This window comes from Paenibacillus kribbensis (assembly GCF_002240415.1).
Lineage (GTDB): Bacteria > Bacillota > Bacilli > Paenibacillales > Paenibacillaceae > Paenibacillus > Paenibacillus kribbensis.
Genome location: NZ_CP020028.1, coordinates 658538 through 685000, shown reverse-complemented (window position 1 = coordinate 685000; position 26463 = coordinate 658538). Strand labels below are relative to the sequence as shown.

Here is a 26463-nt window from a genome sequence, read left to right as displayed (position 1 = left end):
ATGTTGAATCTGACGAGATAAAATATCTCATTGTTGATTTTGCGAACAAAATCATTACTCACTCGTTGTTCAGTTTTCAAAGATCAAACTTACATTATATATTTGTTTTGTTCTTGCTTTGTTTCATCACCGCGTCTCAGCGGCGACCTTTATAATATATCATCTCTTTTTGAGATTTGCAAAAGTTTTTTTTGAAATCTTTTTTTTCGAGCAAATCCTTCAAAAAGGAACGAAAATTAATTTACCATGAATATAGAATAGAGTCAATACTTTTTTGCTCATAATATTTATCTTTTATTGTTTGCTTTGAGGAACACGCCCTCTGCGGGCATATTTGGATAGTTCCTTAGCGGGTGCAAAGCGGGCATACATGCGAAAGACTGTTTTATACCGAAGTGCTATTGCATAACGAATATCCTGGTCTAATCGGGTATCACTCATGTCAAGCAGCATTTCATCGAGTTCCTTACGAAGAACGTAGTCCAGTTCCTTGCATTCCTTTTCGTTAAACAGCATTCCCAGCATATGACCATACTCCCTTATCAGCTTATTATTAGATAGTACTTATATTTGTTCAACTAATTTCAGCGCTTTTTCCTTTAAGCTCTCCCCTTTGTTATGTTCAATTTTCAGTAAATATATAAATAAATGTCCATAATATTTTAATGCGACAATAAGCGATAAGTTACGCCACTCTCAATCGCGGCTGCGATAAGCAGCAAAATGACGGACCATATGGACACTGTGAGCGTCTGTTTCATAAAGATCTCCCACGTTTGACCGTTCCCTTTGCGTTTCAGCCCCATGCTTGAGCCTATCGTAGACATTACTTTAATCCCAAACTTCAATCCAAAGGCGCAAGCGATAATCAGAACAGGCAATTCAATCACCCCATGAGGAAGTAATCCTTTTACAACAACCTCATACATACTTCTTCCCATATCTGTCTGCAGATGCACTACAAATCCTAGAACCATTCCATTCACAATTAAAAATATAAACGGCACGATTCCAAATAAAGCCCCTACAAATATAACTAGCACACACTTGATGGCATTATTGAAAAAGATAAACACAAAAAAGCTCCATTGAGGATGATCAGACTGCTGCAAACGTTGAGCTACTCCACCCAGGCCTTCTATTTGTTGAGCTAGCATGGATTGGATAGCGCCTGTACTTAACCAGCCCACCACAATACTTATGCAAAAAAGAAGTGTAGAAACTAAAACTAGCCATCTTGTCGTGTATAGATCATGAAGAAACGCTTTTAATCCCATTCGATGTTTCCCTCCTGTAGTACATTGGCATAATTGACAACCCCCGGCATAGCTTTAAGTAAACAAGCACTTCTAGGATGAAAGGGGCATTATTATACTATGAATTCTTTTTTCTATGTTTTGAACGGTAAAAAAATCAAACGGTTCTTTATCGTCATAGCTGCGGCCTTCTTTGCTATTGGGGTCATTTATGTAGAAACTGATAATGTTACCGTTTTCTCCGAGGAAGCACCGGCCGCTGTTTATAGTGTACCTACTGAAAAGAAGCTGATTGCCCTCACCTTTGACATTAGCTGGGGCGATAAGCGCACTGCTCCTATTTTAAAGATACTTGAGGATAAAAAAGTGACCAAGGCTACTTTTTTTCTTTCTTCCCCGTGGAGCAAAACACATCCAGAGCTTGTGAATCAGATTAAAGACAATGGGTTTGAGATTGGAAGTCATGGACATAAACACGAAAATTATAGCAGCTTAAGCGACGAGGACATTCGCAAACAAATTTCAACAGCCCACACCACACTAACTGAGCTGACCGGACAAGCGCCGAAATTAATTCGTATGCCTAATGGGGACTTTGACAAAAGAGTCCTTCAGGTGGCAAGCACTTTAGGCTATAAAACCATTCAATGGGATACTGACTCCTTGGATTGGAAAAATCCCGGTACTCAGGTCATTATTGATCGTGTTGTAAATAAAGCGCATCCTGGTGACATCGTTCTTCTCCACGCCAGTGATTCCTGTAAACAAACTCATGAAGCACTGCCGGTTATTATCGACAAATTGCGTGCACAAGGATATGAATTCGTAACGGTATCTGAACTTCTACAACAGGGTACAGTAAAAGGCAAAGAAGTTCGTGATCAGGCCATGGGTCTTTAAGGAGTTATTTTACATCGTTCTCAGCAAAAAACCAAAAGCCGATCGACATATTTCTCCTCACTCATTCGCATACTATCCACATTCATGATGAAGGAGGAATACGGCCATGAATTGGACTCGTTTGCGATTTGTCAGCATGATATGCGTACTGGGCGTTGCACTAAGCGGCTGTGGCTCGGATCAGAGTTCTGCATCTCCCCAGAACAGTTATAAAGAGACGAAAACGATGGTAGTCGATATCTTAAAAAGTGATGATGGAAAAAAAGCCATAGAAGAGGCTTTGACTGGGCAAAGCAGTTCCTCCAAGGATGGGCAATCTGGACAAAGTGGTGAAGGAAGCGGGGGTGAAGGAAGTTCTGGCGGGAGTTCTGGTGGAGGTTCGGGTGGCAGCATGGGAATGAAGATGCTTATGCCTACACAATCAGCTGAGCAGATGAAAATCGCAGTCAAGGATACTTTGATTTCACCCGAGTATAAAAAAGAAATCGAAAAAATCATGACTGATCCGCGTTTCGCCGGAGAATTTGCTAAAGCTATCAATAGCCAAAACAAACAGCTTCATATGCAGCTTATAAAGGACCCATCTTATCAAAAATCTATTGAATCCATGCTCAAGTCGCCAGAACTGACCAAGATGTACATGGACCTGACTAAAACCCCTGAATATCGCAAACAAGCGATGACCGTCATGCATGATGCTATGCAAAGCCCGATTTTCCGGCTTGAGGTGATGAATTTACTTAAAACCGTCGTACAAGAGGAACTCCAGCCTAAGGTTGAGAAAAAAAATCCTGGTGGCACAAGCGGTCAAAAGCAAGGCGGTGGCGGTTCCGAAGGTGGTGGCGGTGGTCAAGGCGAACAAGGAGGAGGCCAATAATAAAAAGGCTGGTTGCGCAACCAGCCTTTTTTTCTTATTCAGATTCGGCGTGCAACGCCGTAATTTGAGCGGCGATATCGTTATAAATAGCACCCGTTGCCGATTCAGATTTATATACAGAAGGCGAAAAATCAGCTTCTGAAGGATGATTATCTGGAATTCCCAATGGGATCTGAGCCAGCAGCTTGGTATGGAGAGTATCAGCCAGCATAGCCCCTCCTCCACGGCCGAAAACATAATCCTTTTCACCGGTAGAGGAAACATAATAGGACATATTCTCCACAACGCCAATGACTTTATGATCCGTTTGGAGCGCCATGGCCCCCGCTCGTGCTGCCACAAAAGCAGCCGTCGCATGAGGGGTAGTGACAATGATTTCTTCACTCTGTGGAATCATTTGATGTACGTCAAGCGCTACATCTCCGGTACCCGGCGGTAAATCAAGAATCATATAGTCCAGCTTGCCCCATTGGACATCGCTAAAGAACTGTCTGAGCATTCTTCCCAGCATGGGACCTCTCCAGATGACGGGATTGTTCTCCCTGACAAAGAAGCCCATAGACATGAGCTTAACACCAAATCTCTCTACTGGCTGAATAATCCCTTCTTCTACAGAAGGAACGTCCTCTACCCCAATCATATCCGGTACACTAAACCCGTAAATATCGGCATCGATCAAACCGACACGTTGGCCTTGTCTAGCCAAAGCAGCCGCCAAATTTACAGCTACCGTTGATTTCCCTACACCACCTTTTCCGCTCGCAATGGCAATAAACCGAACTCCAGATGATGGATCAAGCAGCTCATGTTGTTCCATACCAGCAGCATGTCCCTTGGTCAAGACCGGGTCAGCCGCTGCCTCGGAATCATCTTCTGTTTGAATAGCGGATCTTTCATGCTCAGAGGCTTCCCGAATACGAATATGAACGTGCCTCAGCCCCGCCTCTTCCAACGTCAGACGGATTTCCCGCTCCAAATCTGCCTGCGCCCCTTCCTCCGTATTCAAACTAACCACGGTCAAGGATACGCGTTCTTCTTTTACAACAACATCCCGAATAAAATGAAGATCAACCAGACGACGGCCCGTGTGAGGCTCTCGTACCTGTTGAAGTAGCTCTATAACCTGCTCTCTAGATTGCATGAATAATCAGCACCTCTGCTTCAGTGAATTTACGTAGTTGTAAACAATTACAGTATACCACTATCTGGCTTTAGGTGCTGACGATGTTACCTTCTCCCCGGCGCTATAACGCAAAATTCCTTTATAGACGGATGCTGCCACCTGTCTCTGATAGGTTACGTCACTCAGTCGCCGGGCTTCCTCAGGATGGGATAAAAATCCGACCTCTACGAGGGCTGTTGGCATTTTGAGAGCCTTTAACAAATATACTGTGTTCACGGTCTTGGCCACTCTGTCCGTATTTTCCAGATTGCGCTTGATCTCCTCCTGGATAAGGGAAGCCAAATTTTCATTATCCTCATGGTTGGGAACATAAAAGGTTTGAGCTCCACTCCAACGACTGGATGGGATGCTGTTCATGTGAATGCTCAAAAAAAGGTCTGCTTTATGCTCCTCAATCATGCGCACACGTTGTTTTAGATCCTCTGTTTTTCTTCTGGCATAGCCTTTGGTTTCTGGCAGCGCCAGATCACGGTCATCCTCACGTGTCATGACGACAACAGCTCCTGCTTGTTGTAAGTAATCCCGCAAATAAAAAGCAATCGCCAAATTAATATCCTTTTCAATGACACCCTCTTTGCTAACTGCCCCTCCATCAGGCCCTCCATGTCCTGCATCTATAGCAATGACTTTACCCGCGAGCGGAAGACTCCAATGGGTCCAGACTCTCGAAGCAGGTATCTCATACAAAGTCAGCACAATAAACAGAACGGCAAGACAACAGCCCAATAGCATTTTTTGCATCGTCCGATAGCGAATCCACAGTGTAAGCTGGTGTTTACGATTATTTTTTTGCATAACAAAACGCCTCCGTCCTATACAGATACTAATGATCTATATGGGACGAGGCGTGTAAATAGTACAACTCAGGAGTGAACAAATTCTTTCATACCCTCTATCAGCACTTGGGCGACTTCTGGTCGTGTAAACTCAGGCGGCGGGCATACCCCGGAGCGTAACAATCCCCGTACTTTGGTGCCCGAGAGCGTCAAATGGTGCTCCTTGGGATGAGGGCAGGTTTTGCTTGAGGCCATATTCCCACAACGAGTGCAATAAAAGCTGTGTTCAAAGAATAATGGGGTAATTCCCAGCTCCTCAGGAGTAAAATTCCTAAAAATTTCCTGCGCTTCATAAGTTCCATAATAGTCTCCTACACCGGCGTGATCTCTTCCAACAATAAAATGGGTGCAGCCATAGTTTTTCCGCACCATAGCGTGAAAAATGGCCTCTCTCGGGCCAGCATATCGCATGGCAGCAGGAAACACACCCAGAAAAGTCCGTTCCGCCGGATAATAATGGTCCAGCAGCACCAGGTAGCTCTTCATGCGCACATCTGCTGGAACATCATCTGACTTGGTTTCACCCACGAGCGGATTGAGAAATAGTCCATCAACAATTTCCATCGCACTTTTCTGGATATACTCATGCGCACGGTGTACCGGATTACGCGTCTGGAAGCCGACTACTGTTTTCCAGCCCTTTTCAGCAAAATGATCGCGTGTCTGTGCTGGTGTGTAATAAAAATCGCTAAATTGCGCAGGCTCAGGCCGATTCAGTACTTGCACAGAGCCTCCCACATAAGTGGCTGGTCGATCCAGCAGTTTTTTTACGCCAGGATGAGCCGAATCATTCGTTTTGAATACACGTCTGGCTTCCTCGGCTTGATCAACCTGATAAATACTTTCAATATCAAGCACTGCATAGATGATTCCGTCTGTTTCACCTACCAAAGCGACTTTCTGACCCACGTTGAGTTCACTGGCTATGCTCTCCGTAACTGCAAGTGTAATGGGAATACTCCAGACTGTACCGTCGGCAAGACGCATATCCTTAACGACCGACCGATAATCAGACTCGTTCATAAATCCGGTCAATGGGGAGAACGCCCCCACCCCAATCAAATCCAGGTCAGAAATAGTCCACGAGTTTACTCGAATAGGAAACAATTCACGTGCAGTCTGCAAAAGGGCTTTTTGCTCCGGTCCTGTGATGATTCTATCAACTAGTGTTCCGCCATGCGGAAGAATTGCAGTCATAACGAACTCCCTTTCCATTCATAAATATGATTCACAGCTAATGAGCACATTTTTATTGATGAAGCCCGCATTCAGTCTTCTCATTGCCTGACCAACGCCCCGCACGAGGATCTTCACCCGGTAGGACCTGACGTGTGCATTGCTCGCATCCAATACTTGGATAATTCCGGTCATGCAGTGGATTATACAACACTTTATGAGTATGGATATAATTCCACACATCTTCTGATGTCCAACTCGCCAGCGGATTGAATTTAACAAGTCCAAATTTCTGGTCATACTCTACCTTTTTGGCATTCGCACGGGTTGGAGCCTGGTCGCGGCGAATACCGGTAATCCATGCATCGTATTGAGATAAAATGCGTGTCAGCGGCTCAACTTTTCGTATGCCACAGCATGTGTTGGGATCTGATTTCCACAGTTCCTCCCCATGCTCAGCCGCTTGCTCTTCGGGAGTAATCAAGGGAGATACCCGGACAAAATCCAAGTTATATTTAGCCTTGATCTGATCTCGTGTATCGTACGTTTCTTGAAAATGAAAGTCCGTGTCCAAGTAAAAGATGTCAGTGGAGGGGCTAATTTTTTGCAGCATATCTACAAGTACTACATCTTCCGCTCCAAAGCTGCAAGCAAAGGTGAGATTAGGGAATGTTTGAATAGCATACTGGATAATTTCCTCCGGCGTCGCCTCTTCCAGCTCAATCGCCTTGACCTTGATCAAAGCTTCTTTCTCCAATAAGTTCATTATTAATGCGCCTCCATCTGAAGATTCATAAATAAGTGCCATGTACCCAAAGCCGACTAAACTAATAAGAATAAATAAAGTATAAAACTTTCACATTCATTGTCAATCCACAGTAATGTGCTTTGATATAACCATTCTTCAGCCTGAATTCAGCAGAAACATTGTTCTATCAGCATTCTGTAACCCTATTCCTTGCATTCGACTAGGCTCTTTAACTTTATATAAAATATTCTTATACAATTTATTTTGGAATGTTCTAGTTAGTTGGAAACTAAAAGCAGCTAGCCAAAGCCCCTTAAAAAGAAAGAACGTGTTGTTTAATTGTCTGCTGATTTCGCTGTGCTCAGACGCTCCAGTTTCCCACAAGCCGATCCATGACCAAAATTAGACTAATGGGCTTCACTCACAAATCCGCCGTGCCTGAGACCCATGTTTTGATGGCTAGAAGCTGTTTCTCCGTCATAGTAAACACAAGGCAGTCTGGGTTTCCCCAGTTATCATGGTCAAATCGATGAGTAGTAATTCTTTACGGATAGAATGCTGAGCGACAGACAAACCACTACAAGTAGCATAAGGCATTTATAAGCAATAAAATTGAAATGGCTGGGCAACGCTATTAAACAAAGGAAAGAATGGAAAATGGAAATCAACGGGAATGAGGAAAATACATGGGGGCAAACAGCCTCAATGAACAAACGGCTGCTAAATTTCACAATACATTGAGCTTTAATTTAAGATCAAATGTGGTCAAAAATGATACGGTCACAGGTATTTTTTAGCATAAAAAAGACCCCCAACCAATTGGTTGAGAGCCTTTGAACGTTGAGAATTAACGTTTCGAGAATTGTGGTGCACGACGAGCAGCTTTGAGACCGTATTTTTTACGTTCTTTCATACGTGGGTCACGAGTCAAGAAGCCTGCTTTTTTCAAAGCTGGGCGGAATTCCGGATCTGCTTTCAGCAGAGCACGTGAAATACCGTGGCGAATTGCGCCTGCTTGACCAGAGATACCACCGCCATGAGCGATAACGAGTACGTCATAGCTACCAATTGTTTCTGTCAGGTTCAATGGTTGTTTAACGATCAGTTTGAGTGTTTCCAAACCGAAATATTCATTAATATCACGTTTGTTGATGACAATGCGTCCTTCACCCGGTACGAGACGAACACGAGCTACCGAATGTTTACGACGACCTGTCCCATAGTATTGTACTTGTGCCATGAAACTGTCCTCCTTTTAATTATCCGCGAAGTTCGTAAACTTCAGGTTTTTGTGCTGCATGTGGATGCTCAGTGCCTCTGTAAGCTTTCAATCTCAGCTTCATTTTTTCGCCTTGACGAGTTTTAGGAAGCATACCGTGAACAGCCAATTCCAACATACGTTCAGGTTTGTTTTTAACCATGTCTTGTGCAACTGTTACTTTCAAACCACCTGGGTGCATGGAGTGACGGTAGTATTTCTTGTTCTCCATTTTTTTACCAGTCAATACGATCTTCTCTGCATTGATTACAACAACGAAATCACCTGTGTCCACATGTGGTGTAAATTGTGGCTTGTGTTTACCGCGAATCAACGCAGCCGCTTCGCTTGCCAGACGACCGAGCGTTTTACCTTCGGCATCAATGATGTGCCAGTTACGCTCAACTTCATTTGGCTTAGCCATATACGTAGTACGCATGAAAAGTTTCCTCCTTAAGTTCATTAACAGAAATCGTCATTTATCTTCGTTCGTTAACTTGCTACATTATTGATGGATTAGATGTTGCTTTAATGTGATCATCTTAATTGGGGCTGTGGGAAAGCCATTAAGAAAACACAACTTTTATATTACAGGATAAGCAGCAAATTCGCAAGGGAAAAATCAATGTTTTTTGATGTTTTCTTCATACTCCACACTCCAGAGAGTTAAAGCATGTCCTACTGCTGTAGGTCCTGCCTTTGAGCGATTTTTCGCCTCTAAAATAAATGGAATATCGTCGGCAGATTTCTTTCCTTCTCCCACTTCGAGCAGAGTTCCCATAATAATCCGAACCATGTGCTGCAAAAATCCGCTACCTGTAATATAAGTATGAATAATTCCCTGATCATCCGAGCCCGGACGTGAAAAGGAATGGTCTACCGTCATATAGGCTTCATAAATTGTGCGGACATGATTCGTCTTCTGGGAACGTCGGGATGCAAACGAAGTATAGTCAAAGGTCCCTATTAAATGTGCCAGTCCCTGCTCCATTGCTTGTACATCTAATTTTGTTGGGTGATGCGCCTGTGTACGACGGTGAAAGATGTCTGGAAATCGGTTAGCATTAATGCTGTACCGATAAGTCTTCCGCTTCGCCATGCGGCGCGCGTGGAAAGTCAACGGCACCTCTCTCGCATCCGTAACAATAATATCACGGGGCAACCACGCATTTAGGGCAAGGCACCAACGTTCAATAGGAATAGGCGACTCGGTATGAAAATTAAATACTTGCCCATATGCATGTACACCAGCGTCTGTGCGACCGGAACCTGTGATTTTAAGACGTTCACCTGTCAATGAGCATATAGCACTCTCCAGATAATCCTGAATCGTATTGCCATTGGGCTGAGTCTGAAAACCATCATACTCGGTTCCGTCGTAGTTCACTTTCATGCACAAGTTCCGCACATTTCTTCACACCTTTACAGGGTAATCTCTGGGCCTATGAGGATTAACCGAACATAGCAAAGGAGAAGTCCCTCCGGACTTCTCCAAGAGAAAAAAAGGGTTGTTCAGAATCAAACTGATTCTGTCCACCCTTCCCTCATCTTCGCCTGTCTACGCGCGGTCAACCAATTCCAGATATACCATTGGAGCAGCGTCGCCACGACGAGGTCCCAGTTTCAAGATACGAGTGTATCCACCTGGACGCTCATTGTAACGTGTAGCCAATTCGCTAAACAGTTTTTGGATTGCATCCTGCTCACCATCAACAGTTTCACGGCGAACGAACGCAGCCACTTGACGGCGTGCGTGCAGATCCCCTTTTTTCGCTTTGGTGATCAGTTTTTCAGCAATAGAACGAACTTCTTTTGCTTTAGCCTCAGTAGTTTGGATACGCTCGTACAAGAACAGATCGGTTACCAAATCACGAAACAAAGCTTTACGGGCACTAGAGTTACGACCCAATTTTTGGTATGCCATGTAATTTCCCCTCCTTCACAAAAACGTCGCTGTCTATTCTTCCGTACGAAGTCCTAAACCAAGTTCCTCAAGCTTCTCTTGTACTTCTTCCAAAGATTTGCGGCCCAAGTTGCGAACCTTCATCATATCTTCTTCAGATTTAGTCGTGAGTTCTTGTACCGTATTGATACCAGCGCGCTTAAGGCAGTTATAGGAACGGACGGAGAGATCCAGCTCTTCGATCGTCATTTCAAGAACTTTTTCTTTCTTATCTTCTTCTTTTTCGACCATAATTTCCGCATCTTTTGCTTCGTCCGTGAGACCCACGAACAACATTACATGCTCGGTCAAAATTTTGGCTCCAAGGCTCACTGCTTCCTCAGGTCGAATACTTCCGTCAGTCCAAACCTCAAGTGTCAGCTTGTCATAATTCGTAACCTGGCCGACACGCGTATTTTCTACGCCGTAGTTCACGCGTGCAATCGGAGTGTAGATGGAGTCGACGGGAATGACGCCGATCGGCTGGTCATCACGTTTATTCCGATCCTGCTTAACGTAACCGCGACCACGATTGGCAAAAATACGCATGTGAAGTCTCGAACCCGGTCCGAGAGTAGCAATGTGAAGATCCGGATTAAGAATTTCCACATCACTATCCGCACGGATATCTCCTGCCGTTACAACTCCTTCGCCTTCCGCATCGATTTCGAGTACCTTCTCTTCATCCGAGTGGATTTTAAGCGATAAAGCTTTCAAGTTCAGTATGATCTCCGTTACGTCTTCCTTCACACCGGGAACCGTTGCAAACTCGTGCAGAACCCCATCGATCTGAACCGATGTGACTGCTGCCCCCGGTAACGAGGATAACAGAATACGGCGAAGAGAGTTCCCCAGCGTCGTACCGTATCCGCGTTCCAGCGGTTCTACTACGAATTTTCCATAGGTGCCATCATCATTGACGTCAACCGTCTCAATTTTCGGCTTTTCGATTTCTATCACTGCAATATCCCTCCTTCAAAACGTCGCTCCTATATGAAACATTCACCTTATCCATAGTCAATCATGCAGTATACCTAAACATCCATTCTTGGCAATTTGTGCCGGATCTATACTACACGCAGAGGAGAAATCTCATTAGACGCGACGACGTTTTGGAGGACGGCATCCGTTATGAGGTACCGGAGTTACGTCTTTAATCAGGTTAACTTCCAGACCAGCAGCTTGCAAAGAGCGGATTGCTGCTTCGCGGCCAGCACCTGGTCCTTTAACCATAACTTCGACAGTTTTCATGCCGTGTTCCATTGCAGCTTTAGCAGCAGTTTCTGCGGCCATTTGCGCTGCAAATGGAGTAGATTTACGGGAACCGCGGAATCCCATACCGCCTGAGCTTGCCCAAGAGATTGCGTTACCGTGTGGATCTGTGATCGTAACGATCGTGTTGTTGAACGTGGAACGGATGTGTGCCACGCCACTCTCGATATTTTTACGGTCACGGCGTTTTGTACGTACAACTTTTTTCGGTTTAGCCATTGAATGTTATCCTCCCTTCTTATTTCTTTTTGTTCGCTACAGTCCGACGAGGACCTTTACGCGTACGAGCATTGGTTTTAGTACGTTGTCCGCGAACAGGCAATCCCCGACGGTGACGAACACCACGGTAGCAGCCAATCTCAGTCAGACGTTTAATATTCAAGGAAATTTCACGACGCAGATCGCCTTCTACTTTAACTTCTTTGTCGATCGTTTCACGTAATTTGCTCACTTCATCTTCAGTCAAATCACGAACACGCGTGTTTGCACTGATGCCTGTTTCCTTCAAAATTTTCTGAGAAGTCGTTTTACCGATTCCGAAAATGTAAGTCAAGGCGATCTCAACGCGTTTGTCACGTGGTAAATCCACACCAGCTATACGAGCCATTTTACGCTACACCCCCTTCTATTAACCTTGTTTTTGTTTGTGTTTCGGATTTTCGCAAATAACCATTACATTCCCTTTGCGGCGAATGACTTTGCATTTCTCGCAAATAGGTTTTACAGAAGGTCTTACCTTCATGTTGATTACCTCCTCCAAGCTTTACCCTGGTAAAACTCGCTTCGTGAACATTCACATCGTTTTGCCGAGCAAAACAAGTTTTTTTAAATGACGTACGTTTAATAAAAACCTGCATGAATTACTTGCGGTACGTTATACGGCCTTTCGTTAAATCGTAAGGCGATAACTGTACAACCACCTTGTCGCCTGTCAAAATACGGATAAAGTGCATCCGCAGCTTTCCGGAAACATGAGCAAGAATTTGATGACCGTTCTCTAGCTCTACCTTGAACGTAGCGTTCGGCAGGGGCTCGATTACCGTACCTTCAACCTCAATGACATCTTCTTTGGCCAAAGTCAGTCTCCTTTCTCTTCAGCTTGGTATTCGGACGAGTCCAGGAAAGTTTTCACTGCGTGACGCAGCTTTCCGTTCGTCACCCGACCGCTTTCGTTTAAACTGTTTACAATCTCGCTACTAATCTTAGACTGAGGCATCAAATGAAGAACATTTTTCTTCTTCGCTTGATCAAACTTTCGTTTATCCCCATCCGCAATATATACAAACCTGCTGTCCGCTATTGAAACGACAACCGCAATCTGTCCGGCACCTCTGCCTTTCAGAATCTTCACCAGCTGACCGATTTGCAGGCTTCCTTGCTGAATCATTCCAATCACCTACGCACTCAGTTTCGTGAAAATGTCCATGCCGTCCGTTGCGACCGTCTTCGTGTGCCCGTTATGAGCACAAGGAACCAAGCCCACCGTAACGACCATCCAGTTGTCTTCCAGCGTCCCTATATGGCGAGAACCTATTTGAATCAACGATTCAATAGCCAGCTCAATGCCGGTTTTCAGCCTCGGCCCCTGTTCGGGAATACCACGGTTTGGATTCTCAATATATTGCCGAATGGCATGCGACATTGTAAACTGGCGAGTTTTCGCGAGGATATCGCCTTTGTTTAACTTGCGTCTGCCGGGAAATCCGTGCACCAGTTGTTCGTTGACTGAAGCGCAAATGCTAGCAGGAAAACCGTTATAACCTTTAAAAGACGGCACAGCTCCCTGACTGCGAATATACCAATCAGCTAAATGATCAAGTTTACCGATCGTAAAACCGGGCTCGATGTGTCCTGCCAAGCAATGAATCGTTTCCTTCTCCATCCTCTTAGCTTTCCTCATAAAGCTTAATTCCGTTTCCGACTTGCAAATGATCATTACAGCTAACCCCGCAACAAGGACACGATATTTTGGGAAACCACATCAATATCCTGTTCTCCGTCAATATGACGCAGAAGATTCTGGTTCTCATAAAACGTGAGGAGTGGTGCTGTTTTATTACTATATTCGTCTAGTCGTGTTCTTACGCTATCTTCGTTATCGTCAGGGCGCTGATAGAGCTCCCCGCCGTCTTTATCACAGATGCCTTCAACCTTAGGAGGATTAAAGACAACATGATAGCTAGAACCACAACTTTTGCAAACCCGCCGTCCTGTGATTCGTGCCAATAAGTTGTCACGATCCACTTTCAGGTTGACAACATCATCAAGCTTCGTGTTCAAACGACCCAGAATTTGATCCAAGGCTTCAGCCTGAGCTAAAGTTCTTGGAAACCCGTCCAGCAAGAACCCTTTCTTGCAGTCCGACTGTTGCAGCCGTTCTTCAACGATACCGATTGTTACGTCATCTGGAACAAGTTCGCCCTTGTCGATATATTCTTTGGCTTTAATGCCAATAGGTGTTCCCTGTTTCATCGCCAGGCGAAATGCATCACCTGTCGAGATATGAGGAATGCCGAATTCCTTCACAATGACATCTGCTTGTGTACCTTTACCAGCCCCCGGAGGGCCCATGATCAAAATATTCACAACCTGTCACTCCTCAGACGACCCCTACACAAGAAACAGCACAAAAGGTGCCGGTAAGCATGCGAACATCCTAAGCCGGAACCTATTGCCTATTTGTTGATGAAGCCTTTGTAATGGCGTTTAATCAGTTGGCTTTCGATTTGCTTCATTGTATCCAATGCAACACCGATAATAATGAGCAGTGAAGTACCGCCAATTTGCACGGAACGAGGCAAGCCCGAAAGCGAACCAAAGAATACCGGCAATACGGATATGACTGCAAGGAACAAAGCCCCTGTCATTGTCAACCGTGACATTACTCGTGTCAGGTATTTTTCCGTAGCTTTACCCGGGCGAATTCCCGGAATATAACCGCCGTTTTTCTTCATGTTGTCGGCCATTTGCTGCGGATTCATCTGTACAAAGGTATAGAAGAATGTGAAACCGATAATCATTACGACATACAAAACCATGCCTAGTGGCTTGTCATAATACAAGTAAGTGGTAATCCACTTAGCCCACGCATGATCCGCCCAAAAACTCGCAATAATAGTCGGGAATTGCAGCAATGATACCGCAAAAATTACCGGAATAACGCCTGCCGCATTAATCTTCATCGGAATATGCGTATTCTGGCCACCGTACATTTTGTTACCAACTACACGTTTCGCATATTGTACTGGTATTTTCCGAATACCTTGCTGGATGTAGATAACACCAACAATAATCAGAATAACTACCAAGGCAATAATAATTGCTTTCAGAATATTCATGAACAGCTGATCTGCCTGAATAAACTGGGATTCTACAATCGTGCGAATATGTCTTGGAATACCTGCCGCAATCCCTGCAAAGATAACAATGGAGATACCATTGCCGATTCCTTTTTCAGTAATTTGCTCACCAAGCCACATAAGGAACGTAGTTCCTGCTGTAAGCACAATTGCAATTACCAAATAATCAGCAAAAGTCGCTCCAGGAATCATTGCTGCACCATACAGTCGGTTAAAGCCAATCGACGTTCCGAAAGCTTGAATCAAACCCAGTATTACCGTACCATACCGTGTAATTTGAGCCAACTTCTTTTTACCATGTTCTCCTTGTTTAGCCCATTCCGCAAGTTTCGGAATCACGTCCATCGACAGCAACTGTACAATGATAGACGCTGTAATATATGGCATAATCCCGAGGGCGAAGATCGAAAACTGATACAAAGCGCCCCCCGAGAAGGTATTAAGGAGTCCGAATAACTCGCTTCCTGCCTGATCCTGAGATGTAAAGACTTGCTTGTTCACGCCGGGAACCGGCACGAAGGAGCCAATACGGTATACCAAAAGTATAAACAGGGTGAACAGAATACGGGTTCTAAGATCCTCAACTCGCCATATATTTTTCAGGGTCTTGAACATTAGATCACCTCGGTTTTACCGCCGGCAGCTTCAATTTTCTCTACCGCAGATTGAGAGAACTTGTTCGCTTTAACTGTCAATTTCACAGTGATTTCACCGTTACCCAGAATTTTAATTCCGGACTTCGCGTCTTTCACAATGCCATTGTTCAGCAAAAACTCAGGACTTACTTCTGTACCTGCTGCAAAACTGTTTAAATCTTCGATATTCAAAACCGCATACTCTTTACGAGTAGGATTTACGAAACCGCGTTTAGGCAAGCGACGATACAGTGGATTTTGACCACCCTCGAAGCCCGGACGTACACCACCGCCGGAACGAGCGTTTTGACCCTTATGACCACGACCAGAAGTTTTACCCGTACCACTACTAGGACCACGACCCAAACGTTTACGTTCTTTGCGGGAACCTGGAGCTGGGGAAAGCTCATGTAACTTCATCGTTCGTTGCACCTCCTTGATTATTCTTAAAATGCTTTGTTTCTTAAGCCTCGATTTCTTTAACAGAAACCAAATGGCTAACTTTATTAATCATCCCACGAATTGCTGCATTGTCTGGTTGAACTACTTTATGGTTGATTTTACGCAAGCCGAGCGTCTTAACAGTCGTTCTCTGAGTACCAGGACGGCCGATCAACGAACGAACGAGGGTAATTTCTAATTTCGCCATGATATTCCCTCCTTAGCCCAGCAGCTCTTCGATGGATTTGCCACGCAATTTTGCAACTTCTTCAGCGCGTTTCAAGCGGGACAAACCTTCCAAAGTCGCATTGACCATATTCATGGAATTCGAAGAACCCAGAGATTTTGTCAAGATATCACCTACACCAGCAAGCTCCAGTACAGCACGCACTGGACCACCAGCGATAACCCCAGTACCTTCCGATGCCGGTTTCAACAGAACCCGGCCAGCACCGAACTTACCTGTAACAAGGTGAGGAATTGTTGTGCCTACGAGTGGAACGTGAATCAGGTTTTTCTTAGCATCTTCAATACCTTTGCGAATCGCATCAGGTACTTCGCCAGCTTTACCGATTCCAGCGCCTACCCAGCCGTTGCCGTCGCCCACTACTACCAGAGCACTGAAGCTGAAACGGCGTCCGCCTTTGACAACTTTAGCTACACGGTTAATATTTACTACTCTTTCAGTCAGTTCCAAAGTATTCGGATCTACACGCAAGTCGTTAACCTCCTTTTGAGAAATGTCTTAGAATTCAAGGCCTGCTTCGCGAGCTGCATCAGCCAAAGCTTGAATTCGTCCATGATACAAGTATCCACCACGGTCAAATACGATGTTAGCATGACCTTTTTCTTTTGCACGTTTAGCAACGAGTTCGCCAACCTTACGAGCTGCTTCAACACTACCACCGTTTTTGATTTCGCTGCTCAGTTCTTTATCCATAGTGGATGCAGATACCAATGTTACACCAGCTACATCATCAATCAGTTGCGCGTAGATATGCTTGGAAGAGCGGAACACGTTCAGACGAGGGCGTACAGCCGTACCTTCGATTTTTTTACGTACACGCAGATGTCTTCTGACACGTGCTTTATTTTTATCTTGTTTTGTAATCATCTCAAGTTTTCACTCCCTTCAGTTTGCCTTTTAAAGCTTTATACTAAGACGCACTGGGTAAAAAAGAAGTACAAAATCTTTCCTGCAGAAAGACCGCACAAAGTCGGTAAGAAACTTATTTCTTCTTACCGGCTTTACCTTCTTTACGGATGATGCGCTCGCCTTCGTATTTAATCCCTTTACCTTTGTACGGTTCAGGTTCACGAACGGAACGAATTTTAGCAGCGTAGGCACCTACACGCTCTTTATCAATTCCGCGAACGATGATTTTAGTGTTCGAAGGAACTTCGAATTCGATGCCCGCTTCCGGTGTGATTTCAACCGGGTGAGAGTATCCAACGTTCAGAACGATTTTATCTCCGGATTTGCTTGCACGATATCCGACCCCAACCAGCTCCAGAGATTTGGAAAAGCCTTCAGTTACACCACTTACCATGTTGTTAACAACGCTGCGGGTTGTTCCATGCAAAGAACGGTGAAGTTTGTTGTCCGAAGGACGAACTACATTAATTTCATTGTTTTCCACAGTAACGGACATGTCTTTGTGAAGCTCACGAGTCAATGTTCCTTTAGGACCTTTAACTGTGATCACTGTGTTATTCAAAGTTACGTCAACACCACTTGGTACTGTGATTGGTTTACGACCAATACGGGACATATCTGTTGCACCTCCTATCTTTTAAACGTTATCTTACCAAACGTAGCAAACCACTTCTCCGCCGGCTTTGGACTGACGTGCTTCTTTATCAGTCATGATACCTTTGGATGTTGAAATGATTGCGATCCCGAGTCCACCCAGAACGCGTGGAATCTCATTGCTCTTCGTGTAAACGCGAAGACCTGGTTTACTGATTCTTTTCAAGCCTGTAATAACACGCTCGTTGTTCGCACCGTATTTCAAGAAAATACGGATGATCCCTTGTTTGCTATCTTCAACAAATTCCGCATCACGAATGAATCCTTCACGTTTCAGGATGTCGGCGATTTGTTTTTTCATTGTAGATGCAGGCATTTCTACCGTTTCGTGACGAACAGTGTTCGCGTTACGAATACGAGTAAGCATATCTGCAATTGGATCAGACATAGTCATTGTGTATAAACCTCCTTCCCAAACAGGACTTTTTACCAGCTTGCTTTTTTCACGCCAGGAATCTGGCCTTTATAAGCTAATTCACGGAAGCAAATTCTGCAGATTTTAAACTTTTGCAGCACCGAATGTGGACGACCACAACGCTCACAACGAGTGTAAGCACGAACTTTAAACTTTGGTGCGCGTTGTTGTTTGACTTTCATTGAAGTTTTTGCCACTTAGCCTGACACCTCCTAAATAGTTTCGGAGAACAGGGGTCCTTTAAATCAGACGCCCAAAACGTTATGCCAACATTACTTTGCGAAAGGCATGCCCAGCTGAGTCAGAAGCTCACGGGACTCTTCGTCAGTTTTGGCAGTCGTTACGATAACGATGTCCATACCACGAACTTTATCAACTTGATCATACTCGATTTCCGGGAAGATCAACTGTTCTTTCAGACCAAGCGTGTAGTTACCACGTCCGTCAAAAGCTTTTGTTGATACACCATGGAAGTCACGCACGCGAGGAAGCGTAATGTTGAACAATTTGTCCAAGAAATAATACATACGCTCGCCACGAAGTGTTACCTTAACACCGATTGGCATGTTTTCACGCAATTTAAAACCTGCAATAGATTTTTTAGCGCGAGTGATAACTGGTTTTTGACCAGCAATCAGCTGCATGTCATTGAGAGCTGAATCAAGCACTTTGGAGTTTTGAACTGCGTCGCCAACACCCATGTTGATTACAACTTTCTCGATTTTAGGCACTTGCATCACTGTTGTATAGTTGAACTTCTGCATCAAAGCAGGAGTGATTTCTTTCAAGAAACGTTCTTTCATTCTTGTTGTTGCCATGAATCATAGTCCTCCTTTCTTCAAAAAAATAATTAGTCGATCACTTCGCCAGAACGTTTTGCAATACGCACTTTTTTTCCGTTGTCCAATACTTTGTAACCAATACGAGTTACTTTTCCGCTCTTCGGATCAATGTGCATAACGTTGGAAACGTGAATCGGAGCTTCTTTCTCGATGATGCCGCCTTGTGGATTCAGCTGATTAGGCTTCTGGTGTTTTTTAATCATGTTAACACCTTCCACAAGCACACGGTTTTGACGAGGGTAAGCAGCGATAACGCGACCTTTTTTACCTTTATCTTTACCTGTAATCACCAGAACAGTATCGTCCTTTTTGACGTGCAGCTTGTTGTTATGGGATTCCAGAACTTTTTTCACTTTTGGCATTTCGTACACCTCCTACGGGCACATTTTAAGGTGAATTTAGATCACTTCCGGAGCCAAGGAAACGATTTTCATGAAGTCCTTGTCACGAAGTTCGCGAGCAACTGGTCCGAAAATACGAGTACCGCGTGGGCTCTTGTCTTCTTTAACGACCACTGCTGCGTTCTCATCAAATCCGATGTAGGAACCGTCTTTACGGCGGATAGAACGTTTAGTACGAACGACAACCGCTCTTACTACATCACCCTTTTTGACAACGCCGCCTGGTGTTGCTTGTTTTACGGAACAAACGATCAGGTCACCAATTTGAGCTGTACGACGTCCCGTACCACCGAGCACACGGATACACATCAGTTCCTTCGCGCCGGAATTGTCAGCCACAGTCAAACGTGTAAATGGTTGAATCATTTATTTATCCTCCTTTCGGAAAAACTACGCTACATTAGATTATAACAGCTTTTTCAACGATTTCGACCAGTCTCCAGTTTTTGTCTTTGGACAAAGGACGAGTTTCCATGATTTTAACAGTATCACCGATTTGTGCAGTGTTGTTTTCATCATGAGCTTTGAATTTTTTAGTCACTTTAATGCGTTTATGGTAGAGATCATGCTTTTTGTAGGTTTCTACAGCAATCACAATCGTTTTATCCATTTTGTCGCTAACTACTTTACCGACTAATACTTTACGGGCATTACGTTCGCTCATTGTTGGCCTCCTTCCTAATTACAGGCGGATTTCCCACCCGGTCTAATATCTTAGCTAATCCCAAGTTCTCTTTCACGGATCACAGTTTTAGCACGAGCAATTTCCTTACGCACAGCGCCGATCCGAGTCGGGTTATCAAGCTGACCGGTAGCGAGTTGAAAACGAAGGTTAAAAAGTTCTTCTTTAAAACCAGAGATCTTTTGTTCGATTTCAGCAGTGGTTAGGTTGCGGAATTCACTAGCCTTCATTTGCTTCACCACCCAATTCTTCACGTTTCACAAACTTAGTTTTGATTGGCAGTTTGTGAGCGGCAAGACGCATTGCTTCACGAGCAATCTCTTCCGGTACACCAGCAAGTTCAAACATGATCTTACCTGGTTTCACTACTGCAACCCATTTTTCTACGTTACCTTTACCACTACCCATACGAACCTCAAGAGGCTTTTGAGTAATTGGTTTGTCAGGGAAAATTTTAATCCAAACCTTACCACCACGTTTGATGTAACGAGTCATCGCAATACGAGCAGCTTCGATTTGACGGTTAGTGATCCATGCTGGTTCAGTAGCTTGCAAACCGTACTCACCAAAATTCAGTGTAGTACCGCCTTTTGCACGACCCTTCATGTGACCACGTTGTTGTTTACGATGTTTTACGCGTTTAGGTACCAACATGATTAGTTGCCTCCTTCCTGAGGAGCTTGTTTCTTAGCTGGAGGAAGAACTTCTCCACGATAGATCCATACTTTTACGCCAAGACGGCCATAAGTAGTATGAGCCTCTGCTGTACCGTAGTCGATGTCAGCACGAAGCGTGTGCAGTGGAACAGTTCCTTCGCTGTACCCTTCGGAACGAGCGATTTCGGCACCGCCAAGACGTCCGCCTACTTGAGTTTTAATTCCTTTTGCTCCGGAACGCATAGTTCTTTGAATTGCTTGTTTCAATGCACGACGGAAAGAAACACGACGTTCCAATTGTTGTGCAATGCTTTCAGCAACCAGAATTGCATCCAGTTCAGGATTTTTAATTTCAGAGATATTGATGTGTACCTTTTTACCGCCTGCAATTTTAGTGATTTCATTACGCAGGTTTTCAACTTCGGAACCACCCTTACCGATAACCATACCTGGTTTCGCAGTGTGAATCGTTACGTTGACGCGGTTAGCTGCTCTCTCGATTTCAACACGGGATACAGCGGAGTCTTTCAATCTTTTCTTCAGATGCTCACGAATCTTAACGTCTTCCAGCAAAAGATCACCGAAATCTTTGCCTGCATACCATTTGGATTCCCAATCACGGATAATACCGATTCGGAGTCCGACGGGATTTACCTTTTGGCCCACACGTTTTCCCTCCTTATTTTTCAGATACCACCAGAGTAATATGACTGGTGCGTTTATTGATGCGGCTTGCGCGACCCATTGCACGCGGGCGGAACCGTTTCATTGTAGGACCTTGGTTTACGAAAACCTCAGATACTACCAATTTATTTACGTCCATAGAGTAGTTGTGATCTGCATTTGCGATTGCAGAATTCAACAATTTCTCAACGACTGGAGAAGCGGATTTCGGAGTGTGACGAAGAATTGCAATCGCCTCACCAACCTGCTTGCCACGAATCAAATCGATAACAAGTTTCACTTTGCGAGCGGAAATCCGCACGGATTTAGCATGTGCTTTTGCTTCCATTGAGTTACCTCCTCTCAAACACTACGCTGTGTTGATTATCTTCTTGTTTTCTTATCGTCATCCGTATGGCCTTTGTACGTACGCGTTGGAGCGAATTCGCCCAGTTTGTGTCCGACCATATCTTCCGTTACGTATACTGGTACATGTTTACGACCATCGTATACACCAAACGTATGTCCGATAAATTGCGGGAAAATCGTAGAGCGACGGGACCAAGTTTTGATCACGACTTTTTTGTCCGACTCGTTCAAAACCTCTACTTTTTTCAGCAAGTAACCATCAATGAATGGTCCTTTTTTGAGACTGCGACCCATTTATGAATCCTCCCTTCGTTAAAACGTTGTCGTTCCTTAAAATGTTAACGTGCGGCTTAAGCGCACGTTTCATTACTTAGTACGACGACGAACGATGTATTTATCAGATGCTTTACCTTTTTTACGCGTTTTGTAACCAAGGGTTGGTTTGCCCCATGGAGACATTGGAGATTTACGTCCGATTGGAGCGCGACCTTCACCACCACCGTGTGGGTGATCGTTAGGGTTCATAACAACACCACGAACTTCAGGACGTTGTCCCAACCAACGACTACGACCGGCTTTACCGATCTTAACAAGTTCGTGGTCTTCGTTACCAACAGAACCAATTGTAGCGCGGCAAACTTTCAGAATGCGACGAACTTCGCCAGAAGTCAAACGAATTGTTACATACTTCTCTTCTTTACCAAGAAGTTGGGCTTCCGTACCAGCAGCACGAACGAGTTGGCCACCTTTGCCCGGTTTCAATTCGATGTTGTGGATAACCGTACCTACTGGAATGTTTTCCAATGGCAAGGAGTTACCGATTTTGATATCGGAATCCGGACCGGATACCACTTCGTCTCCTACTTTCAAACCTTTAGGAGCGATGATGTAACGTTTTTCACCATCCACATAGTGGATAAGTGCGATGTTGGACGTACGGTTCGGATCATATTCGATCGTAGCAACGCGGCCCGGTATTCCATCTTTGTTACGTTTGAAGTCAATAATACGGTATTTACGTTTGTGTCCGCCGCCTTGATGACGAACTGTAATTTTACCTTGGTTATTGCGTCCAGCTTGCTTGCTCAGAGGTGCCAGCAACGATTTCTCGGGCTGATTTGTTGTGATCTCCTCGAAAGTAGATACAGACATTGCACGTCTGGCCGGGGACGTTGGTTTATACTTTTTAATTGGCACTGAGTTTCCCTCCTTACTTTACAGTTTCAATTATACCGTTTCAAAAAACTCAAGCGGCTTACTGTCTTTGCTCAGCGTTACGAACGCTTTTTTCCACTCGCTCGTATAGCCGGAATGACGTCCGTAGCGTTTTGGTTTCGCAGGAACGCGAAGCGTATTTACGTTACTTACTTTCACGTTAAAGATCGCTTCGATTGCTTTTTTAATTTCGACTTTGTTAGAACGAATGTCAACCTCGAAAACGTATTTCAAGTCATTCATCATACCAGCCGTACGTTCGGTGATAACCGGACGTTTGATAATATCACGAGGATCCTTCATTACGCGAGCACCTCCTCTACCTTCTGAACTGCTTCCTTCGTAATGATCAGTTTGTCGTGTCCAAGCACGTCAAGAACATTAATGCCGTCTGCGGCTACAAACTTCACACCAGGAATATTACGAGCGGAAAGTGCAACATTATCATCATAGCTAGGAGCTACGATCAATGCTTTACGATCAGCTTTAAGGTTATTCAAAATGGCTGCGAATTCTTTCGTTTTAGGTCCGTTCAGTGTAAGAGCGTCCAATACGATAATTTCATTCTCAATCACTTTGGATGACAATGCCGATTTGATCGCCAGACGACGAACTTTTTTAGGCAATTTGTAAGCGTAGCTGCGTGGAGTCGGACCGAATACAGTACCGCCACCAACCCATTGCGGTGCACGGATCGAACCTTGACGAGCACGGCCAGTACCTTTTTGTTTCCAAGGCTTACGTCCGCCGCCACGTACTTCAGAACGTCCTTTTACTTTGTGAGTACCTTGACGCAGGGAAGCCAATTGCATAACAACAGCGTCATGAAGAACGTGTTTGTTCGGTTCGATACCGAATACTGCATCGTTCAATTCAATCTCGCCTACTTGGCTACCACTAATATTTAAAAGTGCTACTTTTGGCATTTCGTGTTCCTCCTTTCTTCAGTCGTTTATTTTTTTACCGTTTCTAATACTTTAACGAAGCTGTTTTTAGCTCCAGGAATGGAACCTTTCACGAGCAATACATTACGTTCTGTATCAACTTTAACAACTTCAAGACGTTGAATCGTTACCGTTTCATGCCCCATGTGTCCTGGCAGGTGTTTACCTTTAGGAACGCGGTTAGCTTGAATGGAGCCCATGGAACCTGGACCTCTGTGGTAACGCGAGCCGTGCGCCATTGGTCCGCGGCTTTGTCCCCAACGTTTGATAACGCCAGCAAACCCTTTACCTTTAGAAATACCTGTTACGTCAACGAATTCGCCTTCTGTGAAGACATCAGCCTTCAGTTCTTGGCCAACCTCGTACGCAGCAAGGTCGATGCCACGAAGTTCACGAACGTAGCGCTTAGGTGCAGTATTTGCTTTTTTCGCATGTCCTGCTTCAGGTTTATTGGATCTTTTTTCTTTTTTATCAGAGAAACCGAGTTGAATCGCTTCGTATCCATCGTTTTCCTGATCTTTCTTTTGCAGAACAACACAAGGACCCGCTTCGATAACCGTAACAGCAAGCACGTTGCCTTCAGGGGTAAACACTTGAGTCATTCCGAGTTTTCTTCCTAAGATACCTTTCATGTTGACACCTCTTTTCTTTTCCTAATCACATATTACAGTTTAATTTCGATATCTACACCGGACGGCAGGTCCAAGCGCATCAAGGCATCCACAGTTTGTGGAGTCGGATTAACAATGTCGATCAGACGCTTGTGCGTGCGCATTTCGAATTGTTCCCGGGAATCCTTGTACTTGTGTACCGCACGGAGAATAGTAATAACTTGTTTTTCAGTTGGCAGCGGAATTGGTCCGGATACACCAGCGCCCGAACGTTTAGCTGTTTCAACAATTTTCTCAGCGGATTGATCAAGAATTCTGTGATCGTAAGCTTTCAAACGAATACGAATTTTTTGCTTTGCCATTTTAGTCCCTCCTTCTATCGCCCAATTTGGTATCGGACATACTCCGTGAAAATTTTCAGACAACCCTCCCATGGCAAAGGGGCCGGGTGTGTCAGTAACCTCTCACATCATCGCACAGTCACAAACAACATTAGTTATTATATCTAATAGTTCTGCCTATTGCAAGCAAAAACGAAAAAACAATGCATCTTATTTTCAAAAAGATACACTTGCACTCGCAGCTTGCCATTCATTCAAGAGAAAAGCCCCCGCACCAGGGCAGGGGCTCGTTGTAGCTTCGTTCCAGTACAATGTTACTCGTTCCAGTACAATGTTGCTATGTTCAAGGCTTGCAGCCTTATTATTTAGAGATTGTTGCTACGGCACCGGCACCAACTGTACGACCGCCTTCACGAATGGAGAACTTAGTTCCTTCTTCAATCGCGATTGGGCTGATCAGTTGAACAGTAACCGTAATGTTGTCGCCAGGCATTACCATTTCGGAACCTTCTGGCAAAGTGATGATACCAGTAACGTCAGTTGTACGGAAGTAGAACTGTGGACGGTATCCGGTGAAGAAAGGTTTGTGACGTCCACCCTCTTCTTTAGTCAAAACATAGATTTGAGCAGAGAATTCTGTATGTGGATTAACAGAACCCGGTTTAGCCAATACTTGGCCACGCTCGATTTGTGCGCGATCTACACCGCGAAGCAGTGCGCCGATGTTGTCACCAGCTTGAGCAGAGTCAAGCAATTTGCGGAACATTTCAACGCCTGTTACAACGGATTTACGGGATTCTTCTTGAATACCGATAATTTCGATTTCGTCGCCGACTTTAACAGTACCACGCTCTACACGGCCTGTAGCAACTGTACCACGACCAGTGATGGAGAATACGTCCTCGACAGGCATAAGGAAAGGCTTGTCAGTGTCGCGTTCTGGAGTTGGGATGTAAGTGTCGATTGTTTCGAACATTTCAACGATTTTCTTAGCCCAGTCGCCTTCTGGGTTTTGCAGTGCTTCACGAGCGGAACCACGAGTGATTGGAGTGTCGTCGCCTGGGAATTCGTACTCGCTCAGCAAGTCGCGAACTTCCATTTCAACCAGTTCCAACAATTCTTCGTCTTCAACCATGTCGCATTTGTTCAGGAATACAACGATGTAAGGAACGCCTACTTGACGGGACAACAGGATGTGTTCGCGAGTTTGTGGCATTGGGCCGTCAGCTGCGGATACAACCAGAATCGCTCCGTCCATTTGTGCAGCGCCAGTGATCATGTTTTTAACATAGTCGGCGTGACCTGGGCAGTCAACGTGTGCATAGTGACGATTAGGTGTTTCGTATTCCACGTGTGCTGTGGAGATTGTGATACCGCGTTCGCGCTCTTCTGGAGCTTTATCGATTTGGTCGAACGCTACAGCAGCACCACCGTAAGTTTTGGAAAGTACAGTTGTGATTGCAGCAGTCAAAGTTGTTTTACCATGGTCGACGTGACCAATAGTACCGATATTAACGTGCGGTTTGTTACGTTCAAACTTAGCCTTTGCCATTTGAACAATTCCTCCTCAATAACTTGTTTTATTTTTAGGCTGCCGGATACTTTTTGGAAAAGCCTTGAGTATACCGATC

43 protein-coding genes are annotated in these 26463 nt (G+C 44.6%); 2 read left to right on the top strand and 41 right to left on the bottom strand.

The window, feature by feature from the left end; genetic code table 11:
* Nucleotides 1-294: 294 nt before the first annotated feature.
* Together B4V02_RS03065 and B4V02_RS03060 are read right to left on the bottom strand one after the other, a co-directional pair.
* The gene (locus B4V02_RS03065; RefSeq protein WP_007432545.1) at nucleotides 295-525 is read right to left on the bottom strand and encodes a hypothetical protein; all 231 of its coding nucleotides are present in this window, start codon (nucleotides 523-525) and stop codon (nucleotides 295-297) included.
* A 137-nt stretch (nucleotides 526-662) separates the two neighbouring features.
* On the bottom strand, nucleotides 663-1277 hold the full coding sequence (locus B4V02_RS03060; protein WP_094153699.1) for a stage II sporulation protein M: 615 nt from the start codon (nucleotides 1275-1277) through the stop codon (nucleotides 663-665).
* A 99-nt stretch (nucleotides 1278-1376) separates the two neighbouring features.
* Here B4V02_RS03060 and pdaB point away from each other — a divergent pair, with 99 nt between their 5' ends.
* Together pdaB and gerD are read left to right on the top strand one after the other, a co-directional pair.
* The gene (gene pdaB, locus B4V02_RS03055; protein ID WP_094153698.1) at nucleotides 1377-2156 is read left to right on the top strand and encodes a polysaccharide deacetylase family sporulation protein PdaB; all 780 of its coding nucleotides are present in this window, start codon (nucleotides 1377-1379) and stop codon (nucleotides 2154-2156) included.
* Nucleotides 2157-2262: 106 nt separating this feature from the next.
* The gene (gene gerD, locus B4V02_RS03050) at nucleotides 2263-3033 is read left to right on the top strand and encodes a spore germination lipoprotein GerD (protein ID WP_094153697.1); all 771 of its coding nucleotides are present in this window, start codon (nucleotides 2263-2265) and stop codon (nucleotides 3031-3033) included.
* 34 nt (nucleotides 3034-3067) lie between these two features.
* Here the strand turns inward: gerD and B4V02_RS03045 are convergent, their stop codons facing one another.
* The 39 genes from B4V02_RS03045 to tuf form a co-directional block, all read right to left on the bottom strand.
* Entirely contained in the window at nucleotides 3068-4174 is a 1107-nt protein-coding gene (locus tag B4V02_RS03045; protein ID WP_094153696.1) for an Mrp/NBP35 family ATP-binding protein, read from the bottom strand.
* Nucleotides 4175-4234: 60 nt separating this feature from the next.
* Entirely contained in the window at nucleotides 4235-5011 is a 777-nt protein-coding gene (cwlD, locus tag B4V02_RS03040) for an N-acetylmuramoyl-L-alanine amidase CwlD (protein WP_094153695.1), read from the bottom strand.
* A 68-nt stretch (nucleotides 5012-5079) separates the two neighbouring features.
* Complete coding sequence (gene sat, locus B4V02_RS03035) at nucleotides 5080-6249, bottom strand: sulfate adenylyltransferase (RefSeq protein WP_094153694.1); 1170 nt, start codon at nucleotides 6247-6249, stop codon at nucleotides 5080-5082.
* Nucleotides 6250-6301: 52 nt separating this feature from the next.
* Complete coding sequence (locus B4V02_RS03030) at nucleotides 6302-6994, bottom strand: phosphoadenylyl-sulfate reductase (RefSeq protein WP_007432553.1); 693 nt, start codon at nucleotides 6992-6994, stop codon at nucleotides 6302-6304.
* 829 nt (nucleotides 6995-7823) lie between these two features.
* A complete protein-coding gene (gene rpsI / locus B4V02_RS03025) occupies nucleotides 7824-8216 on the bottom strand; it encodes a 30S ribosomal protein S9 (protein ID WP_007432554.1) in 393 nt (130 codons plus the stop codon).
* 19 nt (nucleotides 8217-8235) lie between these two features.
* The gene (gene rplM, locus B4V02_RS03020) at nucleotides 8236-8673 is read right to left on the bottom strand and encodes a 50S ribosomal protein L13 (protein WP_007432555.1); all 438 of its coding nucleotides are present in this window, start codon (nucleotides 8671-8673) and stop codon (nucleotides 8236-8238) included.
* Between the two features lie 183 nt (nucleotides 8674-8856).
* Entirely contained in the window at nucleotides 8857-9642 is a 786-nt protein-coding gene (gene truA, locus B4V02_RS03015; RefSeq protein ID WP_094153693.1) for a tRNA pseudouridine(38-40) synthase TruA, read from the bottom strand.
* A 150-nt stretch (nucleotides 9643-9792) separates the two neighbouring features.
* A complete protein-coding gene (gene rplQ, locus B4V02_RS03010; RefSeq protein WP_007432557.1) occupies nucleotides 9793-10158 on the bottom strand; it encodes a 50S ribosomal protein L17 in 366 nt (121 codons plus the stop codon).
* A gap of 33 nt (nucleotides 10159-10191) precedes the next feature.
* The gene (locus tag B4V02_RS03005; protein ID WP_007432558.1) at nucleotides 10192-11136 is read right to left on the bottom strand and encodes a DNA-directed RNA polymerase subunit alpha; all 945 of its coding nucleotides are present in this window, start codon (nucleotides 11134-11136) and stop codon (nucleotides 10192-10194) included.
* Nucleotides 11137-11271: 135 nt separating this feature from the next.
* Nucleotides 11272-11667: a 30S ribosomal protein S11 gene (gene rpsK, locus B4V02_RS03000; RefSeq protein WP_007432559.1), complete on the bottom strand. Its 396-nt coding sequence runs from the start codon at nucleotides 11665-11667 to the stop codon at nucleotides 11272-11274.
* A gap of 19 nt (nucleotides 11668-11686) precedes the next feature.
* Nucleotides 11687-12055, bottom strand: a complete 369-nt coding sequence (gene rpsM, locus B4V02_RS02995; protein WP_007432560.1) for a 30S ribosomal protein S13 — start codon at nucleotides 12053-12055, stop codon at nucleotides 11687-11689.
* Between the two features lie 21 nt (nucleotides 12056-12076).
* Nucleotides 12077-12190, bottom strand: coding sequence for a 50S ribosomal protein L36 (gene rpmJ / locus B4V02_RS02990; RefSeq protein ID WP_003333770.1), 114 nt, complete (start codon nucleotides 12188-12190; stop codon nucleotides 12077-12079).
* Between the two features lie 118 nt (nucleotides 12191-12308).
* On the bottom strand, nucleotides 12309-12524 hold the full coding sequence (gene infA / locus B4V02_RS02985; RefSeq protein WP_006212898.1) for a translation initiation factor IF-1: 216 nt from the start codon (nucleotides 12522-12524) through the stop codon (nucleotides 12309-12311).
* A 2-nt stretch (nucleotides 12525-12526) separates the two neighbouring features.
* Nucleotides 12527-12835 (bottom strand): KOW domain-containing RNA-binding protein, encoded by a 309-nt coding sequence (locus B4V02_RS02980; RefSeq protein ID WP_007432561.1) that lies wholly within the window; start codon nucleotides 12833-12835, stop codon nucleotides 12527-12529.
* Between the two features lie 9 nt (nucleotides 12836-12844).
* Entirely contained in the window at nucleotides 12845-13384 is a 540-nt protein-coding gene (locus B4V02_RS02975) for a M24 family metallopeptidase (protein WP_094153692.1), read from the bottom strand.
* A 5-nt stretch (nucleotides 13385-13389) separates the two neighbouring features.
* Complete coding sequence (locus B4V02_RS02970; RefSeq protein WP_007432563.1) at nucleotides 13390-14034, bottom strand: adenylate kinase; 645 nt, start codon at nucleotides 14032-14034, stop codon at nucleotides 13390-13392.
* Nucleotides 14035-14123: 89 nt separating this feature from the next.
* On the bottom strand, nucleotides 14124-15422 hold the full coding sequence (secY, locus tag B4V02_RS02965) for a preprotein translocase subunit SecY (protein WP_007432564.1): 1299 nt from the start codon (nucleotides 15420-15422) through the stop codon (nucleotides 14124-14126).
* Entirely contained in the window at nucleotides 15422-15862 is a 441-nt protein-coding gene (gene rplO / locus B4V02_RS02960) for a 50S ribosomal protein L15 (protein ID WP_007432565.1), read from the bottom strand. The genes secY and rplO overlap by 1 nt, the downstream gene beginning before the upstream one ends.
* Before the next feature lie 43 nt (nucleotides 15863-15905).
* Nucleotides 15906-16091 carry a 50S ribosomal protein L30 gene (rpmD, locus tag B4V02_RS02955; protein ID WP_007432566.1) on the bottom strand — a complete coding sequence of 62 codons (186 nt, stop codon included), beginning with the start codon at nucleotides 16089-16091 and terminating at the stop codon, nucleotides 15906-15908.
* A 12-nt stretch (nucleotides 16092-16103) separates the two neighbouring features.
* A complete protein-coding gene (gene rpsE / locus B4V02_RS02950) occupies nucleotides 16104-16601 on the bottom strand; it encodes a 30S ribosomal protein S5 (protein ID WP_007432567.1) in 498 nt (165 codons plus the stop codon).
* Nucleotides 16602-16628: 27 nt separating this feature from the next.
* Nucleotides 16629-16997 (bottom strand): 50S ribosomal protein L18, encoded by a 369-nt coding sequence (rplR, locus tag B4V02_RS02945; RefSeq protein ID WP_007432568.1) that lies wholly within the window; start codon nucleotides 16995-16997, stop codon nucleotides 16629-16631.
* A 115-nt stretch (nucleotides 16998-17112) separates the two neighbouring features.
* On the bottom strand, nucleotides 17113-17655 hold the full coding sequence (gene rplF / locus B4V02_RS02940; protein WP_016818652.1) for a 50S ribosomal protein L6: 543 nt from the start codon (nucleotides 17653-17655) through the stop codon (nucleotides 17113-17115).
* A 33-nt stretch (nucleotides 17656-17688) separates the two neighbouring features.
* Complete coding sequence (rpsH, locus tag B4V02_RS02935; RefSeq protein ID WP_007432570.1) at nucleotides 17689-18087, bottom strand: 30S ribosomal protein S8; 399 nt, start codon at nucleotides 18085-18087, stop codon at nucleotides 17689-17691.
* A gap of 32 nt (nucleotides 18088-18119) precedes the next feature.
* A complete protein-coding gene (locus B4V02_RS02930) occupies nucleotides 18120-18305 on the bottom strand; it encodes a type Z 30S ribosomal protein S14 (RefSeq protein WP_010348808.1) in 186 nt (61 codons plus the stop codon).
* A 75-nt stretch (nucleotides 18306-18380) separates the two neighbouring features.
* On the bottom strand, nucleotides 18381-18926 hold the full coding sequence (gene rplE / locus B4V02_RS02925) for a 50S ribosomal protein L5 (protein WP_007432571.1): 546 nt from the start codon (nucleotides 18924-18926) through the stop codon (nucleotides 18381-18383).
* 32 nt (nucleotides 18927-18958) lie between these two features.
* Nucleotides 18959-19312: a 50S ribosomal protein L24 gene (gene rplX / locus B4V02_RS02920; protein WP_007432572.1), complete on the bottom strand. Its 354-nt coding sequence runs from the start codon at nucleotides 19310-19312 to the stop codon at nucleotides 18959-18961.
* Between the two features lie 36 nt (nucleotides 19313-19348).
* A complete protein-coding gene (rplN, locus tag B4V02_RS02915; protein WP_007432573.1) occupies nucleotides 19349-19717 on the bottom strand; it encodes a 50S ribosomal protein L14 in 369 nt (122 codons plus the stop codon).
* Between the two features lie 34 nt (nucleotides 19718-19751).
* Nucleotides 19752-20015, bottom strand: coding sequence for a 30S ribosomal protein S17 (rpsQ, locus tag B4V02_RS02910; protein ID WP_007432574.1), 264 nt, complete (start codon nucleotides 20013-20015; stop codon nucleotides 19752-19754).
* Nucleotides 20016-20065: 50 nt separating this feature from the next.
* On the bottom strand, nucleotides 20066-20263 hold the full coding sequence (gene rpmC, locus B4V02_RS02905) for a 50S ribosomal protein L29 (protein ID WP_007432575.1): 198 nt from the start codon (nucleotides 20261-20263) through the stop codon (nucleotides 20066-20068).
* The gene (rplP, locus tag B4V02_RS02900; protein ID WP_007432576.1) at nucleotides 20253-20687 is read right to left on the bottom strand and encodes a 50S ribosomal protein L16; all 435 of its coding nucleotides are present in this window, start codon (nucleotides 20685-20687) and stop codon (nucleotides 20253-20255) included. Before rplP ends, rpmC begins: the two co-directional genes overlap by 11 nt.
* Before the next feature lie 2 nt (nucleotides 20688-20689).
* Nucleotides 20690-21355 carry a 30S ribosomal protein S3 gene (gene rpsC / locus B4V02_RS02895; RefSeq protein WP_007432577.1) on the bottom strand — a complete coding sequence of 222 codons (666 nt, stop codon included), beginning with the start codon at nucleotides 21353-21355 and terminating at the stop codon, nucleotides 20690-20692.
* A gap of 13 nt (nucleotides 21356-21368) precedes the next feature.
* A complete protein-coding gene (gene rplV / locus B4V02_RS02890; protein ID WP_007432578.1) occupies nucleotides 21369-21701 on the bottom strand; it encodes a 50S ribosomal protein L22 in 333 nt (110 codons plus the stop codon).
* Between the two features lie 35 nt (nucleotides 21702-21736).
* Nucleotides 21737-22015 carry a 30S ribosomal protein S19 gene (rpsS, locus tag B4V02_RS02885; protein ID WP_007432579.1) on the bottom strand — a complete coding sequence of 93 codons (279 nt, stop codon included), beginning with the start codon at nucleotides 22013-22015 and terminating at the stop codon, nucleotides 21737-21739.
* A 72-nt stretch (nucleotides 22016-22087) separates the two neighbouring features.
* Nucleotides 22088-22918 carry a 50S ribosomal protein L2 gene (gene rplB, locus B4V02_RS02880; RefSeq protein ID WP_010348809.1) on the bottom strand — a complete coding sequence of 277 codons (831 nt, stop codon included), beginning with the start codon at nucleotides 22916-22918 and terminating at the stop codon, nucleotides 22088-22090.
* A gap of 30 nt (nucleotides 22919-22948) precedes the next feature.
* Complete coding sequence (gene rplW / locus B4V02_RS02875) at nucleotides 22949-23239, bottom strand: 50S ribosomal protein L23 (RefSeq protein WP_007432581.1); 291 nt, start codon at nucleotides 23237-23239, stop codon at nucleotides 22949-22951.
* Nucleotides 23239-23862: a 50S ribosomal protein L4 gene (rplD, locus tag B4V02_RS02870; protein WP_007432582.1), complete on the bottom strand. Its 624-nt coding sequence runs from the start codon at nucleotides 23860-23862 to the stop codon at nucleotides 23239-23241. The genes rplW and rplD overlap by 1 nt, the downstream gene beginning before the upstream one ends.
* A gap of 26 nt (nucleotides 23863-23888) precedes the next feature.
* Nucleotides 23889-24512 (bottom strand): 50S ribosomal protein L3, encoded by a 624-nt coding sequence (rplC, locus tag B4V02_RS02865; RefSeq protein WP_043891340.1) that lies wholly within the window; start codon nucleotides 24510-24512, stop codon nucleotides 23889-23891.
* A 32-nt stretch (nucleotides 24513-24544) separates the two neighbouring features.
* On the bottom strand, nucleotides 24545-24853 hold the full coding sequence (gene rpsJ / locus B4V02_RS02860; RefSeq protein ID WP_006676490.1) for a 30S ribosomal protein S10: 309 nt from the start codon (nucleotides 24851-24853) through the stop codon (nucleotides 24545-24547).
* Nucleotides 24854-25193: 340 nt separating this feature from the next.
* Nucleotides 25194-26384: an elongation factor Tu gene (gene tuf, locus B4V02_RS02855; protein ID WP_007432584.1), complete on the bottom strand. Its 1191-nt coding sequence runs from the start codon at nucleotides 26382-26384 to the stop codon at nucleotides 25194-25196.
* Nucleotides 26385-26463: the final 79 nt, after the last annotated feature.